The following is a 17,442-nucleotide window of genomic DNA, read 5'->3' on the forward strand; positions in this document are numbered from 1 at the left end:
AGAATGTTATATAAATTTCAGAGGGTAATATGATAAAAAACAATGTTAAGAAGAAAAATCTTATTTTATATTTTGTTGCGATAGTTCTCACATGGATAGAGGCTTTGGTGAATCCTGTAATAGTATCATTGATTATAAAATCATTTGAGAATAAAGACACAGTATTTTTGATGAAAGCACTTGTGTTTGGGATTTTGTGTGGAATTATAATGCTTATAGGTGATAGTGGAAAGAGACTTTACTATTCGTATGTAATAGCTGATTTTAGAGAATCTTTTAAGTTAAAAGTGTTCAATCATTTTTTAAAAAGTGAAAATCATATCGATAATGATATTGTCAGTAGTATAGAAAAGGATTCAAGTCAAATTGAAAACAACTACATTGAACCAACGGTAATTATTATATCGTCGATTGGTTTTACAAGTGTTTCCATCATTTATGCACTAACAAGAAATTTCCTTTTGGGAATGCTTTTTATAGTATTCTACAGCATTCCAGCGCTTATGAGTAATTATGGAAGTAATAGATTAGATAATAAATCTGAAGAATTATCAAAAGCTGATGATGCTTTTATGAATAAATTACAAGACATCAAAAATGGAAGAAGTATCATCAAAATTTACAATGTATCCGACTTTTTCATTAATTTGTATCACAAATATTTAAAGCAGGATGTGGATACTTATAAGGGATATGAAATTATACGAACAAAAAACAACATTGTGATTAATTTGGTTGATATAGTATGTTCTATGATTCCTCTTATTCTTGGAGGATATTTGAGTTTTAATGGTAAAATATCGTCAAGCGTATTCATCAGTGTTTACTTAGTTAGTTATAATATAGGATATCAGTTCCAAGAACTTGCATATTTTAATAATACACGTTCATCATCAAAGTATCTCTTAAAAAAGTACGACTACATTTATCAAGATATTGATAATGTAAAAATAAATCTTAATGATGAAGTTTTTCCAATTACTTTTGATAATTTGAGTTTTTCGTATGATGATAAAGATATTATTAAAGATTTTAATTTTAAGATAGAAAAGGGTGACAAGGTCGCAATTATAGGAGAAAGTGGTTGTGGTAAAAGTACGTTATTGAATTTAATATTTAATAATTTAACAGCATCTAAAGGAAGGATTATGTTTAATAAAAAGGAATTATCAACCGCTGAGATCAGGAGTTTTACCAGCTTTATATCACAAGAAAGTTATGTTTTTAATCTTAATTTAGAAGATAACATTACTTTAGGAGATAATGATAGAAATTTAGAAAAATTAAATGGAATAATTGATAAGTTACAGATAAATCATCTTAAATCCAAAGTTTTGTCCAATGATAGTTTGTCCGGAGGAGAAAGACAAAGAGTAGAAATTGCAAGAGCAATGTACCACGACAGAAAATTAATTTTAGCAGATGAAATAAAGTCTAATTTGGATAAGAAAAATAGAGAAATAATAGATGATATTATATTCTCTTCAAAAAATACAGTAATAGAAGTAATTCATCAATACGGTGACGAAACTTTAAAAAAATACGATAAAGTTATAGATATGAGGTAAATAACGGGCTTATGACTTCAATATAGTGAAGTTGTAAGCTCTTATTTATTTGTAATCTTTTTGTATGATATAATATAATATTGCTATAAAGAATGAAAGGATAGACTAAATATGGACGATTGTATTGCAGCTATTAGCTCTGCTACTGGTGAAGCGGGAATCGGCATTGTTCGAATGACTGGAGAGGGTTGTGTGGATGTGCTTGATTCTGTGTTCAAGAGGGCTAATGATAATGCTGATTTTATAAATAGAAAAATGACTTATGGCCACATTGTTGACGATAATGAGATCGTCGATGAGGTCTTGGTTTGTTATATGAGGGCTCCTCACACATACACGCGTGAGGATGTCGTGGAGATTTACACTCACGGTGGGGTTGTCGCTGTGAGAAAGGTGTTGGAAGTTCTGTTAAACAACGGTGCAAGGCTTGCTGAGGCAGGCGAGTTCACTAAGAGGGCTTTCTTGAATGGTAGGATTGATTTGTCTCAAGCTGAGGCTATTATCGATATGATTAAGGCAAAGACTGACAAGGCGTACTCTGTGAGTATGAAACAGTTGGAGGGTAGTGTTAACAGAAATATCAAACAGTTGAGAGACCAATTGTTGGATATGCTATCTCATGTGGAGTATTCTATTAATTTTACTGAAGATATGCAGGACGAATTGGATAACACTCCTGTTTTGAATGAGGGTAAGGAAGTTTTGGATAAACTTAAAAAGCTTTCTGAGAGTGCAAACAGAGGTAGAATTATCAGAGATGGTATCAATACTACGATAATTGGTAAGCCAAATGTAGGCAAATCTTCTTTGTTGAATGCTTTGTTGAAGGAAAACAGGGCTATTGTTACGGATATTCCAGGAACTACTCGTGATGTAATCGAAGAATACATCGATTTGGACGGGATAAGTCTGAAGATTAACGATACTGCTGGTATTAGAGATACTGAGGATATCGTGGAGAAAATCGGTGTTGAAAAATCTGTGTCTTTTATTTCTGATTCGGATTTGATTATTGCGATTTTTGATTCTTCGAGAGAGTTTGACGATGAAGACAGGAAGATTTTGGATCTTATTAGAGATAAAAAGTCGATTGTTTTGTTGAACAAGATTGATTTGGATGGGGGATTCGATTTCGATGAAAACTTGGAAGGAATCGAGGTTATTCACACTTCAATCAAAAATAACGAGGGTATCGAGGATTTAGAAAACAAGATTATAGAGATGTTTAATGATGGATATATTGAAGCTAATAACGACAATATTATTACTAACATTAGACATAGAGATATTATTAACAAAGCTATTAAATCTTTGGAGAGCTCTCTACACGATATGGAAGCTGGCGTTCCTATCGATTGTTTCGAGGTTGATTTGAGAAATGCTTGGGAAATTCTAGGCGAAATCACTGGAGAAACTGTGGATGACGATGTATTGAATAAGATTTTTAGCGATTTTTGTATAGGAAAATAAAATGGATAGATTATATTATGAAAATCCCTACGATGTCGTGGTTATAGGCGCAGGTCACGCTGGTTGCGAGGCTGCCCTTGCCACAGCTAGGTTGGGATTAAAGACTGCGATTATGAGTATTAGTTTGGATTCGGTGGCTGATTTGCCTTGTAACCCAAACATCGGTGGCACTGGTAAGGGTCACTTGGTGAAGGAAGTTGACGCATTGGGAGGGGAAATGGGTCTTGTTATCGACAAGACTTACATTCAATCTCGAATGTTGAACACTTCCAAGGGCCCTGCAGTTCACTCATTGAGGGTTCAAGCAGACAAGAGAAAATATCACGATGAGATGAAAAGCGTGTTGGAAAACACAGAAAACTTGGATTTGATTGAGGCTGAAGTCGTGGATATTGGTGTTGAAGACAACAAAATAAAATCCGTAACTACTGCACAGGGAGCGATTTTCCCAACAAGAGCTGTGATTCTTGCGACTGGAACATACCTCAAAGGACTTGTGATGATGGGCGAGTACACTTATGAATCTGGCCCTCACGGTATGAAATCATCTAAGAAATTATCAGATTCTTTGAAAAATTTGGGGATTGAGCTTAGAAGGTTTAAGACTGGTACTCCTGCGAGAGTTCACAAGGACAGTTTGAACTACGAAGTGATGACTGTGCAACCTGGTGATGACGATGTTATTCCTTTTTCATTTTTGAATGATGGTAAGGATATTTCAAAGAAGCAAGAAAACTGCTATTTGACCTACACTACACTTAAAACAAAACAAATTATTGAGGATAATTTGGAGAGATCTCCGATGTATGCAGGTATTGTGAAGGGTGTGGGGCCACGTTATTGTCCTTCGATTGAAGACAAAATCGTGAGATTTCCCGACCGTGATGAGCATCAAGTATTTGTGGAACCTGAAGGTTTGAGTACGAAGGAAATGTACATTCAAGGTGTGTCATCGACTCTTCCAGAAGAGGTGCAAAAAGAAATGTACAAGACAATCATTGGTTTCGAAAACGTGAGATTTATGAGAAGTGCGTACGGAATTGAATATGATTGCATCGATCCTACTATATTAAAGAGAACTTTGGAACATTTGGAAATCAATAATTTGTTCTTTGCAGGACAAATCAACGGATCCAGTGGATATGAGGAAGCTGCCGGTCAAGGAATTATCGCTGGAATCAATGCTGCTATGAATTTGCTTGGCAAAGAGCCATTTGTATTGGACAGATCTGATGCTTACATTGGCGTATTGATAGATGATTTGGTAACCAAAGGAACTAACGAGCCATACCGAATGATGACAAGCAGATGCGAGTATCGTTTGACTTTGAGACAAGACAACGCCGATTTAAGACTTACTGAAAGAGCACACGAGATAGGTCTTGCGACAGATGAAAGATACGAGAAAATGCTTCACAAGAAGAAGACGATTGACGAGGAAATAGAGAGGTTGAAGTCAATAATGGTGACTCCAACAGAAGAAACCAACGAAAAACTTAGAAAACTTGGGTCATCAGAACTTAAAACAGGCATAACTTTGTTGGATTTAATCAAAAGACCAGAATTAACATACGATAAAACAGAAGAATTTGACGTTGATAGACCAGAACTGCCTAGATATTTGAGACTACAAGTGGAAACTCACATCAAATACGAAGGCTACATTGCAAAACAAATGAGTCAAATCAAGCAATTTAAAAAGCTTGAAAACAGAAAACTAGATATGATTGAAGATTACAAGGAAGTTATGGGCCTTTCCAATGAAGCTGTACAAAAACTTAATGACATCAAACCAGAATCGTTGGGTCAAGCTAGTAGAATTAGCGGTGTAAGTCCTTCTGACATCAACGTTTTACTGATTTATATGGAAACGAGGAAGAAATAATGTCACTAAAAGAAACATTGAACGATTACGAAATACAATTGGATGATAATCAAATAGAGTTGCTGTTAAAATACATGGATTTGGTGTTGGAAAAGAACAAGGTAATGAATTTGACTGCTATCACTGAAGAAGAAATGTTTCACGTGAAACATTTTGTGGATTCCTTGTATGTGTTGAATTTGTTCGACTTTGAGGAAAACAAAACTATAATTGACGTGGGAACTGGGGCAGGATTTCCAGCTATTCCAATAAAAATAGCGCGAAATGATTTGAAGTTCACATTGCTCGACAGTTTAAGAAAAAGAGTTGACTTCTTAAAGGATGTTATAGATAAACTACAACTTACAGACATCAAAGCAGTCCACGAAAGAGCAGAAGAATGCACGAGAACTGCGGAATACAGAGAACGATACGATTATTGTATATCACGTGCAGTGTCAAAGCTTGATACGTTGGCGGAGTTCTGTCTACCATTTGTGAAAGTCGGAGGATACATGATAGCCATGAAAGGAAAATCCGACGAAACAGACGTAGGAGAGAACGCAATCAAAATCCTCGGCGGGAAAATAGAACAAACTATTGATTACAAAATAGATGACGAAGACAGAAGCTTGGTTGTAATCAAGAAAATTAAAGAAACTCCGAAGAAATACCCACGAGGCGGCGGCAAACCAAAGAAAAACCCACTATAACAAAGAAAATTTAAGTTAAAAATACTTCAAATGATAAGCAGAAAACCGAATTGACTATTAACAGGGACAATATTATATCAAATGCTAAAAGTAGAAGAACATTTTTGCACGAATATCTAGACTACGAAAATAAATAAATCCAAAGCTCATAAGCCTAAAATCGCAAACTCGCTATCGCTCAAACAGTGCGATTTTTGACGGCTTATTTCACTTGGATTTATGCTTATTTTCTTCGTATGATATTCTTAGCAAAAATGTAGTCTACTTTTTTGTTTCGTTAGATGATATTTTCCGTCAATCGCGGTAATCTGCTTTTTTGTTTGCGTGGATTTTGTTTGAAAAGGTAAGAAATAGAATTGTTCGTGGGATTTTGAATGCTACAAGAGAGAGAGGAAAATACTTCACAATAATAAGCAGAAAATCGAATTGACTCAAATATCTAGCTTACGAAATCAAACAAATTCTAAGCTTGTGAATCTGAAATTGCAAACTCGCTAACGCTCGGACAGTGCGATTTTTGACGACTTATTTCACTTGGATTTATGCTTATTTTCTTCGTATGATATTCTTAGCGAAAGTGTATTCTACTTTTTTGTTTCGCTAGATTTATAAAGAAAAAGGAAAAAGTAGTCGTATTTATGGAAATTTGATTGCTACTAGAGAGGAAAGAATATTTCACAATAATAAGCAGAAAACCGGATTGGCTCAAATATCTAGCTTACGAAAACAAACAAATTCTAAGCTTGTGAATCTAAAATTGCAAACTCGCTAACGCTCGGACAGTGCGATTTTTGACGATTCACTTCGCTTGAATTTGAGGTTGTTTTCTCCAGATGATATTTTCCGTCAATCGCGGTAATCTGCTTTTTGTTTGCGGGGATTTATGAGGAAAAGAAAAAAATATTTCTCGTGGGATTTTGATTGCTACTAGAGAGAAAAGAATACTTCACAATAATAAGCAGAAAACCGGATTGGCTCAAATATCTAGTTTACGAAAACAAGTAAATTCTAAGCTTGTGAATCTAAAATTGCAAACTCGCTAACGCTCAGACAGTGCAATTTATTAACGATTCACTTCGCTTGAATTTGAGGTTGTTTTCTCCAGATGATATTTTCCGTCAATCGCGGTAATCTGCTTTTTTGTTTGCCAAGATTTATGAGGAAAAGAAAAAAATATTTCTCGTGGGATTCGGATTGCTACGGGAGAGGCAAGAATGAATTCTACTTTTTTGTTTCGATAGATTTAAGAGGAAAAGAGAAAAGATATTTCTCGTAAGATTTTCAATGCTATGAATGAGGGAAGAATGTTTTTCTATTTTTGATCCACAAATGTTTCACGTGAAACATTACAAACAAAATTTTATTAGTGATATAATTTATTTGTAAGAGAGAAAAAAACGACGCTCTGAGAGGCGTTTTATGGCAGGTAAAACAAAATATAGGTAATAAACTATGGAGGAGATATGAAAGTTCAAATGATAGCCGTAGGAACGGAATTATTGCTTGGTGACACTTTGGACACGAATTCTAACTATCTTTCTATTAAAATGAGGGAGTTGGGGTTTGATGTGTACAAGAGGGTTGTGGTTGGAGATAATTACCACAGGCTTTACAAGGAAATTGAAGATGGTTTACAACAAAATGATTTAATTGTAACGACAGGTGGTTTGGGGCCGACGGAAGATGATATCACGAAAAAATGTTGCTGCGATTGTCTTGGTAAGAAAATGGTTCTTAACGAAAAAAGTTATGCGAAATTGAGGAAGTATTTTAACGAAGACGAGAAGGCGATCCAAGGCAATATCAAACAATGTATGTTCCCAGAAGATGCGATTGTTTTTGAAAATTTTAATGGGACTGCTGATTGTGCAATGATTGAGAATAACGGCAAGAGAATTCTTTTCTTACCGGGACCACCAGCTGAGATGAAGCCTATTTACGAAAATCAAGTGCAACAAGTATTGGAACAATTTGCGACGGACTGTATAATTTCTGAAACGTTGAACATCTCTATTCTTGGAGAATGGGACATGAATGAAAGGGTCAAGGATATCATTGAATCGTCAAATAATCCTACGGTTGCGCCTTATTTTAAGAAGGACAAGAGAATACTTCGAATAACTGCAAAAGCATCTGACAGACAAACAGCTCTTTCTATGATTGCTGAAAAGAAAAAAGAACTTCGAGATAGACTTGGCATGTATGTTTTTGGAGAAAATGACGAAACAATTGAAGAATCAGTCTACAAGGTGTTGAAAGAACATGATTTGTCGATTATGACATCAGAATCCATTACAGGTGGTATGATTGCATCCAAACTTGTGAATGTGTCTGGAGTTAGCGATTATTTAAAAAGGTCATTGGTGGTGTATTCTAATGAAGCGAAGATTGATTTGCTTGGAGTTAATCCTGAAACTATTGACACATACGATGTTGTTAGTGAGAATGTTGCGTTTGAGATGGTTGAGAGGATGTTTGAAAAATTTAATGTTGACTGTGCAATATCTACGACAGGTTTCGCGTCAGGAGAAAATGCTGGGCTTGTTTACGTTGGATTGGGCTACAAAAATACGATAAAAACGCTAAAATTACAGCTTCATGGAGAACGCAATAAAATCAGAAATAGAGTTTCAAACCGCGCACTAGCAGAGTTGAGGTTAATGATTTTAGAAAATGTTTCACGTGAAACATTTTAAAACAAAATACAACTTTATTTGTGCTATAATAAATATGAAAGGAGCTGTAAATTTGAAAACAATATGTGTATTTAATCAAAAAGGTGGAGTGGGCAAAACTACTACCGTCGTTAATTTGTCAGCAGCTCTTGGTTTGAAAGGGAAAAAAGTGCTTGTAGTGGATTTGGATCCGCAAGGTAACACTACTTCAGGTTTTGGAATCAACAAATTTGAGCTTCAAAAAAGCGTATACGATTTGATGGTTCACGAAGATTTTGATGAGGATTTTATCATCAAAACTGAAGAAAAAAACGTGGATATAATCCCAGCAACGTCTGATTTGTCAGGGGTTGAGGTGGAGCTTATAAACACTGATGACAAGGAAAAAGTGTTATCTAAGATACTTTCTAATGTGAGTGGATATGATTTTTGCTTTATAGATTGCCCTCCATCGTTGGGGACGTTGTCTATAAATGCGTTGGTGGCGGCAAATTCCGTCCTCATACCTATTCAATGTGAGTTTTACGCGCTTGAAGGTGTGAGCCAGTTGATGAATACTATTAATTTGGTGAGAAGTTCACTTAACGAAAACTTAGAAATAGAAGGTATCGTTATGAGTATGTTTGATGGTAGAAATAATCTCAGTTTGGAAGTGGTGGAAGAGGTCAAGAAATACTTCAAAGACAAGGTGTTTACGACCATGATACCGCGTAATATAAGGTTAGCAGAAGCTCCAAGCTATGGAATGAGTGCGTTATCTTACGACAAAAATTCCAAAGGATCTATTGCTTATACGAGACTAGCGGAGGAATTTTTATAATGGTTAGGAAAAAGGGATTAGGAAGAGGCTTAGACGCTTTAATACCACAAAATATTATAGAAACGACAAGTTCTGACTCGATTGTTAATATCGAATTATCAAAAATAATTAGAAGAGAAGATCAACCAAGAACACATTTTGAAAAAGATAAAATACGTGAGTTAGCAAATTCTATCAAAGAGTATGGAGTAATATCTCCGATTATCGTTCGAAAAAAGGACGAAAAATACGAGATTATCGCCGGAGAAAGAAGGTTTTTGGCAAGCTTAGAGGCTGGTTTATCTGAGATTCCTGCAATTGTTAAGGAAATGGAAGATAGTGAAGTGGCAGAGGTGTCGCTTATCGAAAACATTCAACGTGAGGATTTGAATGCAGTTGAAGAGGCCGTAGCTTACAAAAACTTGATGGAAAACTACAACTTAACCCAAAAAGAATTGGCAGACAAATTGTCCAAATCAAGATCTTATATTGCAAATACATTGAGACTTCTTAACTTAGATGAGTTGTCACTGGAACATTTGAAAAAAGGCGACATCACATCATCACAAGCTAGAAGTTTACTTGCAATTGACGATATGAAAAAGAGAAAAGCGTTGTTGGATAAGCTATTATCCAAGAAGACAAATGTCAGAGAAATTGAAAAAGTGTCCAAGGAAACAGACCCGTATTTGTTGGATTTGCAAAACAGGCTTTTGGAGAAATTCTCTACAAAGGTTAGAATTAAGCCAAGAAGAAAAGGCGGAAGTATAGAGATAGAATATCTATCTAATGAAGATTTAGAAAGGATTATGGAGATATTAGAGCTATGATGTTTATGGATCAAACTTTAGAAGAATTTATTAAAAATGTAAACTCAAAGGAACTTCCAGGTGGGGGTTCTATAAGTGCGTTGACTGCACTTTTGGGAGTAGGCATTGGAAACATGAGTTTCTATCTAACCGAAGACAAGAAATCTTTCAAAGCATTAGACGATGAAACTCAACAAGAAATTAGAAGTCATGTTGACAGACTTACTGAAATTATCGAAGAATTAAAAGAAAAAATGGTTGAAGATACTAAAAGCTTTGACTCTGTTCTTCAAGCATACAAATTACCTAAGGAAACTGACGAAGAAAAAGCTTACAGAAAGAAAATGATAGCCGATGGATACATCATCGCTACAGAATCTCCAATGTCTTCTGCTAGAATTATGATGGAAGCAATGGAACTTGTAAAACAAATTGCAAAATATATCGATAAATATGCAGTAACAGACCTTCTTGCAAGTGCATATTTATTACATTCTAGCATGAAATCAGTAATGTTGAACGCTAAAATCAACATGAAACAACTTGGAGATAGCAAGAAAGTAGCTGATGAAATCACAGCATTAGAAGACAAATCAGAAGTTTTATTGAGAGAAATTGAAGAAGTTTCATACAAAAAAATAGGTGAGGTATAATGACTTATTTCGATAATGCTGCGACGAGTTTTCCTAAACCTGAGATAGTTTACGAAAAACTAGACGAAGCAATGAGAGAATTTGCCGCAAATCCGGGAAGAAGTGGACATAAATTGTCACTTAAAATGGATAGGGCGATTTTTAATTCTAGAATGAACATCCAGGAATTTGTTGGCGGAACGAATCCTCTTAATTTGATTTTCACATTGAACTGTACAGATAGCTTGAACATGGCAATCAAAGGCCTTGTGAAAAAAGGCGACCACGTTATCACGACATCTTTGGAACACAATTCAGTTCTTAGACCGCTTCACAAAATGCAAGAAGACGGATTTATCGATTTGACTGTTGTGTATGCAGATGAACGTGGGATTTTGGATGTCAAAAAGATTGAAGAAGCAATCACTGACAAGACCAGAGTTTGCGTGACAACTGCTATGAGTAACTTGACAGGAACTATCGTTGATTTCTGCAAGATCGGCGAAATCATGCACGCTCACGACATTTTGTACATTGTGGATGCTGCACAAGCTATGGGATATTTGGATTTTGATATGAAAAATATGCCTATAGATGTGTTGTGTTTCCCTGGACACAAATCATTGTTTGGGCCAATGGGAACGGGAGCTATGTATATAAAAGAAGGAATTGATGTCAAAAGCTTGAAACAAGGCGGAACCGGCTCTCATTCACAAGATTTAGAGCAACCTGACGAATATCCCGATAGATTAGAAGCTGGAACTATCAACGGACCTGCGATTTATGCACTTTCTGCAGGAGTTGATTTCATCAAACAAGAAGGTTTGAAAAACATTAGAGATCATGAAAATAGTCTTAAAGACAGATTTATAAATGGTTTGAAAGACGAAAATGGTATCACATTATACGGAAGTTTGGATGAATACCAAGGACCAGTAGTACCTGTGAATGTTGAAGGAATAGGCTCTAGCCAATTGGCTTACATCCTAGATGACAAATACGATATCGCAACAAGAGCTGGAATTCACTGTGCGCCACTTGCACACAAGACGATACACACCCAAGACATTGGTGCGGTAAGATTTTCATTTGGACATTTCAACACAGAAGAAGAAGTTGACAAAGCTATCGAAGCTTTGAAGGAAATCAACAGAGGAGACAAAGATGGGGCAATCTAATGCGTTGAACACAATATTGATAGTTCTTGTGGTGTTTGTGGCATTAGTTTCCTTAATCAATTTCCGTAAAATCAACATCGTCAACAAAAAAGTAAACCGTGTCAAAAGAAGATACGATGCGCTTTTCAGAGCACAAGATGGTGACATTGAAGATATTTTGAATCAAAATTCTACAGATATCGTGGCAAATCAAAAAAGAATCGAAGAATTGTCCAAAACATTGGAATCTGTGGAAACTTTACAAGCAATATCACTTCAAAAAATTGGTCTTGTAAACTACGATGCATTTGAGTATTTGACTAACAAACTCTCATATTCACTATGTTTGTTGGATGCCAATGACAACGGGCTTATAATCACATCGATTTTCGGAAGAGAACAATCTACAAGCTACATCAAAATCATAACAAACGCTAAATGTAGCGAAAAACTAAGCGAAGAAGAAAATGAAGCTTTGAAGAAAGCTTTAAAATAGAACATTGTAATAAAGGAGAAGAAGATGGATATATTTGAATCATTAAAATCAAAAATCTCAGGCAAAAACTTAAAGATAGTATTTCCTGAAGGAGAAGAATTAAGAATTTTAAAAGCAGTAGCGAGATTGAACGAAGAAAAAATCATTACTCCTGTAATTTTAGGTGATGAAGAAAAAATCAAAGAATTAGCAAACCAAGAAAACTTGAACATTGAAGGGGTTAAAATCATCAATCCACTAAATGCTTCTGATTTCGATGAAAAAGTAGACAAATTTGTTGAAAGACGTAAAGGCAAAAACACTGAAGAACAAGCAAGAACTATGCTTAAAGATGTAAACTACTACGGAACAATGATGCTTTATTGTGACGAAGTAGACGGACTTGTATCAGGCGCAGTTCACTCAACTGGAGACACTGTAAAACCAGCACTTCAAATCATCAAAACAAAACCAGGTACAAAACTTGTATCAGGAGCAATGGTTATGATTGGACCAAACGGCGAAAGATACGTATTCTCAGACATCGCCATCAACATCGAATTGTCCGAAGAACAATTAGCAGAAGTTGGGGTTGTAAGTGCTGAAACTGCAAAACTATACGATATCGATCCAAAAGTTGCATTCCTTTCATTCTCTACAAAAGGTTCTGCAAAACACCCATTTGCAGAAAAAGTTGCCAACGCTACTAAACTTGCCCAAGAAATGGCACCAGAACTTCCAATCGATGGAGAATTACAATTTGACGCTAGTATCGTTGAATCTGTAGGAAAACAAAAAGCTCCAGGTTCAAACGTAGCAGGTAATGCAAATGTGTTCGTATTCCCAGATTTACAAGCAGGTAACATCGGATACAAAATTGCTCAAAGATTAGGAAAATTTGAAGCAATAGGACCAATCTTGCAAGGAATGGCAAAACCAGTTAACGATTTGTCTCGTGGTTGCAACGAAGAAGACGTGTACAAGCTAGCTATAATAACAGCTGCCCAAGCATTATAAAGTGAAAAATAATAGACTGTTCACGCTAATAACATATGTCATATTCTTGTTGTTCTCTGGATTTTTAGTAGAAATCGCAGTATCAGGTAAGAATTTCACAAGAATTATGCTAGTAGTTTTCGTAGCATCGTTATTAGTCGTGACTAAAATGATTTACGACAGAAGAGATGAGGACATATCATCTTTGAAGGAATTGAGATTGTATTTGGTTGCAAGTGCAGTGGTTTCCATAATGGCAATAGTCAAATATTTGAAAGAATTTTCGTTTAGTAGAATATATATGCCATTTGCGTTTGCAATAATCATACATCTAGTTTATACAATAATATACAAAAATAAATCAAAAACACAAAGATAGGTGAAAGCCTATCTTTGTCTATAAGGAGATAAAATGGAGTTAATTAATTTCATATATATGTTCTTCTTTTATGCAGTAATCGGATATATTTGGGAAGTAATCTGGGTAAGCGCTGGACAAAAGAAACTCACAAACAGGGGGTTCTTGTACGGACCATTACTTCCAATATATGGGTTTGGAGCAGTGTTCATCACGCTTTTTGTGGATCACGCAATAGAGAGATTCAACGATTCTTACATCGTGATATTTTTCTCGGGACTTATAATTGCAACGGCATTGGAGTTTATAACAGGATATTTAATTGAAAAAATATTCAAAGTAAGATATTGGGATTACACAAAAAGATTTATGAACATAAAAGGGCTGATATGCCTCAGATCATCACTGTTTTTCGGAGTTATGTCCATATTCATGATGAATTATTCCAACAAATATATACTTGAACTCACTGAAAAAATCAAAAACTCAAACTACAACTTCGTGATCTACATTCTAATGGCGATATTCGCTGTAGATGTTGTGATTTCAGTAAAACAAGCTTATGGATTTAGATATATAATTGAATATCAAGAAAAAATGGAAGCATATTTGAACGAAATCAGAAAAGATGTCAAGCTCAAAGCGTTGGAAGGATCGCAAACACTTGAAGCTGATTTGTCGGGACTTAAAAGTGCACTTCGTGACAGAATAGAACAAGTGGAAATCAAGAAATCCTTCATAGAAAACAGCGCCAAAATATTAGAAGACAGAATTGAAAGAGAAACCAACCTCAAAGAAAAGCTCAAAACTTTGTTGGATGAAAGAGTTGAAAGCGCTGAAAAAGTCGGACTAATCCACGATAGAATCGACAAAGTCTATGATAAAAGGCTTAAAAGATTACAAACTCACCAAAAAAGCATACAAAGAGTTGCAAAGAGAAACGATATAACTTACAAAAAATAAAAATAAGCAGATGTCTTATACGGCATCTGCTTTTGCTGTATTCAAAACACATATTTATACAGAATTATTTTGCATAAAATTTCATTATTTCTTCGGCACACTTTTCGCTATTTTCATTATTTATTTCCAGTTCAAAATCTTTTGCTTTGACTGCGTAATTGATGTCGTAGTATTTCGTAATCAAACTTTCTATCACATAATCGTAGTCTTCGTCCTCTAGTTTATCAATCAAAATGGAGGAGTTATTCTTGCCAATGTATTTGGACAAATGATTTATCCCTTTTTTAATATCCTCCAAAGCATCGGAATTTTTCAAATAATCTGTTTTTATTCTATCTATTCTATCTTGAAGGCTTGAATTTATCATAACTTGATGATGTGAACCGTTGTATTTTTGTCTCAAAGATTTGGGAACATTAATTCTTCCTATTTTGCTACTTTCACATTCCACAAAAACAGGAGAATTATCGAAACTTTTGAGCTTATCAAACAACAAACTTTCGAACATTTTTTGCGATGGTTGATTTTTCAATCCGGCATTTCCAAGGATGGAGCCTCTGTGGTTTGCAAGTTGTTCCAAGTTGAGGACGTTTTTGCGAGAATTTTGCAAAATATTCAGAATTTCTGTCTTTCCAACACCAGTGTAGCCTTTGATATTTACGTATTCGTGTGAATTAATAAGCTTATCTAAGTTTTCAATAATATGTTTACGGTAAGCTTTGTATCCTCCTTTTAGCCTGTAAATGTCAAGCCCCATGGATTTCATTATATTAAAAAGCACCGTACTTCTCATTGATCCTCTGTAACAAAACAAGCAGACGTTGCGATTTTCACTCAAACCCAATAACTTCATGTAAATGTCTTCTAGTTTTACAGATGCATATCTTATCGCCAATTTCTTTGCACATTCGTGATCTCCTGCATCATAAATCGTTGAGATTTCCACTCTTTCGTCGTTATTTAGTATCGGAATATTGATAGATCCTGGTATGGTTTCTTTCTGAAACTCGTATTCGCTTCTAACATCGACAAATATTATATTTTCCATATTTATAAGTTCTTCATAAGTATTTGCTACGAACATTTTGGCCTCCAAAATACTAATTATACACCTTTTATTGCGTTTGTAAAAGAGATTTGCAATAAAAAAAGAACTTGCTAATCACAAGTTCCCAATTAAAAATTAAAATACATTCTAACAAGTCCAAGTATCAATATATGAACTGGATAGAATAGATAGTTTACCAATTTGTTTTGTTTTCCACGTTCTCCGTTGTATGTCACAGTAAAGGCGAATCCCAAGAAGGAATACACTTCTTTGATAATCGACAAATATCCAAGACCCGCGGAAATCACTGGCTTGTCGTAGAAAATGTAGAACAAGTAAGCTAGAATTATCGCATGATAATCGTAGTCCAAGCTTAAATACATCGCCAAGAATCCGAAAACAGCGACGATTGCAACAGATGCGATATACCAAAGTACCCTGTTCTTAAACTTATCTTTAATATAATCAATTATCCACACAGTTACAAGACACAAAGCCAACGTGAACATCATATTGTTCCAATACGGATCGAATAATACCTTCGATGTGAAAATATCGAACGGAACTTCTGAAATCACCGCAAAAACCAACAAGTTTCGAAGATATTTCGCCCTGTCGTGTGTCTTGAAAAATCCTTCAACAATGAAAAATATAAAAATAGGAAATGCAATTCTTCCTAATATCGATAGAAAGTTCGATATATACAACAATGCTCCTTTTCCATTTAAAAAATGTGTTACAATTGAGTTGTTAACATGATCTATCAGCATCGATGTAAACGCAATGTATTTTAGCTGAGCTGCGTTAAATATCTGAAATTTTTTTAATTTATCGTGTTCAAATCTTTTATTTATATCCATTTGTCCTCCTTAAATTTTGAGTATACTGTATGATACAATAATTTGAACAAATTTGCAATATTTTCATTTACAGAAATTAAGAGAATAACTAAAGCGATAAATTATACATACACAACAAAGAGCATATAACCTTTAAAATAGTATATAATAAAATAAAAATGGGGTGAAAATTCATGGAATATATACGCGTAACAAAAGACAATATAGAAACTGAACATATATGTTGTGCATTATCAAACAACAATGATATCCAAGTTTGTTCGAAAAAAGAATGGATGAAAAGCTGCTTTGACGATGGTCTTGTATTCATCAAATCGGAAAAAAGGGGTAAATGTTTCATTGAATACATACCAGCTGAAGATGCGTGGATTCCAATTGAAGCCGATGAGTATATGTATATTGATTGTTTTTGGGTTTCAGGAGCATTAAAAGGCCACGGATATTCAAATGATTTGCTCAATCAATGTATCCAAGATGCAAAATCACAAGGTAAAATTGGTCTGTGTATACTTTCTTCTAAAAAGAAAAAGCCATTCCTATCTGATCCAAAATATTTGTCAAAAAAAGGATTTCGTGTAGCCGATGAGTCTGATTGTGGAATAAATCTAATGTATTTGCCATTTGATGAAAATAATTCGATCCCGAAATTCAAAACACAAGCCAAAAATCCACACATAGAAGAAAAAGGATTTGTCTTGTATTATACCAATCAATGCCCATTCAATGCAAAATACGTTCCTATTCTAGAAAAAATCGCACAAGAAAACAACATTTCCTTCAAAACAGTTCACATTCATACCAAACAACAAGCACAACAAGCTCCCACTCCATGCACTACTTATGCGTTGTTTTATGATGGAAAATGGATTACCAATGATCAACAGAATGAAAAGAAATTTTTGAAATTAATTGAAGAAGTTCGCTGAAGACAAGGCGATTTACATAGAAGGAATGGAAATTCGCATAATAGACAGCGATTATTTACGTAAAATAATTGACTAGCTTTACCGACCGAAATCAACCAATACAAAAAATGTTTATTTTAGCTAAAAATA

The 17,442-nt window shown here is 34.8% G+C and carries 16 protein-coding genes; 14 read left to right on the plus strand and 2 right to left on the minus strand.

Annotated features, from left to right (window positions below; translation table 11 throughout):
• Positions 1-29: 29 nt before the first annotated feature.
• The 13 genes from ACU68W_RS06175 (at position 30) to ACU68W_RS06235 (ending at position 14,479) form a co-directional block, all read left to right on the plus strand.
• A complete protein-coding gene (locus ACU68W_RS06175) occupies positions 30-1,568 on the plus strand; it encodes an ABC transporter ATP-binding protein (RefSeq protein WP_311437614.1) in 1,539 nt (512 codons plus the stop codon).
• Positions 1,569-1,679: 111 nt separating this feature from the next.
• Complete coding sequence (gene mnmE / locus ACU68W_RS06180) at positions 1,680-3,038, plus strand: tRNA uridine-5-carboxymethylaminomethyl(34) synthesis GTPase MnmE (protein WP_446756291.1); 1,359 nt, start codon at positions 1,680-1,682, stop codon at positions 3,036-3,038.
• A gap of 1 nt (position 3,039) precedes the next feature.
• Positions 3,040-4,923, plus strand: a complete 1,884-nt coding sequence (gene mnmG / locus ACU68W_RS06185; RefSeq protein WP_446756292.1) for a tRNA uridine-5-carboxymethylaminomethyl(34) synthesis enzyme MnmG — start codon at positions 3,040-3,042, stop codon at positions 4,921-4,923.
• Positions 4,923-5,615: a 16S rRNA (guanine(527)-N(7))-methyltransferase RsmG gene (rsmG, locus tag ACU68W_RS06190; protein ID WP_446756293.1), complete on the plus strand. Its 693-nt coding sequence runs from the start codon at positions 4,923-4,925 to the stop codon at positions 5,613-5,615. The genes mnmG and rsmG overlap by 1 nt, the downstream gene beginning before the upstream one ends.
• A gap of 1,463 nt (positions 5,616-7,078) precedes the next feature.
• The gene (locus ACU68W_RS06195) at positions 7,079-8,311 is read left to right on the plus strand and encodes a competence/damage-inducible protein A (protein ID WP_446756294.1); all 1,233 of its coding nucleotides are present in this window, start codon (positions 7,079-7,081) and stop codon (positions 8,309-8,311) included.
• 52 nt (positions 8,312-8,363) lie between these two features.
• Positions 8,364-9,110, plus strand: a complete 747-nt coding sequence (locus ACU68W_RS06200; protein WP_446756295.1) for a ParA family protein — start codon at positions 8,364-8,366, stop codon at positions 9,108-9,110.
• Positions 9,110-9,919, plus strand: coding sequence for a ParB/RepB/Spo0J family partition protein (locus ACU68W_RS06205; RefSeq protein ID WP_446756296.1), 810 nt, complete (start codon positions 9,110-9,112; stop codon positions 9,917-9,919). The genes ACU68W_RS06200 and ACU68W_RS06205 overlap by 1 nt, the downstream gene beginning before the upstream one ends.
• Positions 9,916-10,551 (plus strand): cyclodeaminase/cyclohydrolase family protein, encoded by a 636-nt coding sequence (locus ACU68W_RS06210; protein ID WP_446756297.1) that lies wholly within the window; start codon positions 9,916-9,918, stop codon positions 10,549-10,551. Before ACU68W_RS06205 ends, ACU68W_RS06210 begins: the two co-directional genes overlap by 4 nt.
• Entirely contained in the window at positions 10,551-11,708 is a 1,158-nt protein-coding gene (locus ACU68W_RS06215; protein WP_446756298.1) for an aminotransferase class V-fold PLP-dependent enzyme, read from the plus strand. The genes ACU68W_RS06210 and ACU68W_RS06215 overlap by 1 nt, the downstream gene beginning before the upstream one ends.
• Positions 11,695-12,183: a DUF4446 family protein gene (locus ACU68W_RS06220; protein WP_446756299.1), complete on the plus strand. Its 489-nt coding sequence runs from the start codon at positions 11,695-11,697 to the stop codon at positions 12,181-12,183. Before ACU68W_RS06215 ends, ACU68W_RS06220 begins: the two co-directional genes overlap by 14 nt.
• A gap of 24 nt (positions 12,184-12,207) precedes the next feature.
• Positions 12,208-13,179 carry a phosphate acetyltransferase gene (gene pta, locus ACU68W_RS06225; RefSeq protein ID WP_154254677.1) on the plus strand — a complete coding sequence of 324 codons (972 nt, stop codon included), beginning with the start codon at positions 12,208-12,210 and terminating at the stop codon, positions 13,177-13,179.
• 1 nt (position 13,180) lies between these two features.
• Entirely contained in the window at positions 13,181-13,537 is a 357-nt protein-coding gene (locus ACU68W_RS06230; RefSeq protein WP_242428076.1) for a hypothetical protein, read from the plus strand.
• Between the two features lie 33 nt (positions 13,538-13,570).
• Entirely contained in the window at positions 13,571-14,479 is a 909-nt protein-coding gene (locus tag ACU68W_RS06235) for a putative ABC transporter permease (RefSeq protein ID WP_446756300.1), read from the plus strand.
• Between the two features lie 64 nt (positions 14,480-14,543).
• Here ACU68W_RS06235 and mnmH read toward each other — a convergent pair whose 3' ends face one another.
• Both mnmH and ACU68W_RS06245 read right to left on the minus strand, forming a co-directional pair.
• A complete protein-coding gene (gene mnmH / locus ACU68W_RS06240; RefSeq protein WP_094224004.1) occupies positions 14,544-15,563 on the minus strand; it encodes a tRNA 2-selenouridine(34) synthase MnmH in 1,020 nt (339 codons plus the stop codon).
• Between the two features lie 92 nt (positions 15,564-15,655).
• A complete protein-coding gene (locus ACU68W_RS06245; RefSeq protein WP_446756301.1) occupies positions 15,656-16,387 on the minus strand; it encodes a TraX family protein in 732 nt (243 codons plus the stop codon).
• A gap of 173 nt (positions 16,388-16,560) precedes the next feature.
• On the opposite strand from ACU68W_RS06245, the gene ACU68W_RS06250 reads away from it, so the two are divergent.
• Complete coding sequence (locus tag ACU68W_RS06250; protein ID WP_094209232.1) at positions 16,561-17,313, plus strand: N-acetyltransferase; 753 nt, start codon at positions 16,561-16,563, stop codon at positions 17,311-17,313.
• The last annotated feature ends 129 nt before the right edge of the window (positions 17,314-17,442 follow it).

The organism is Finegoldia sp. P2-F-LR (assembly GCF_052932265.1).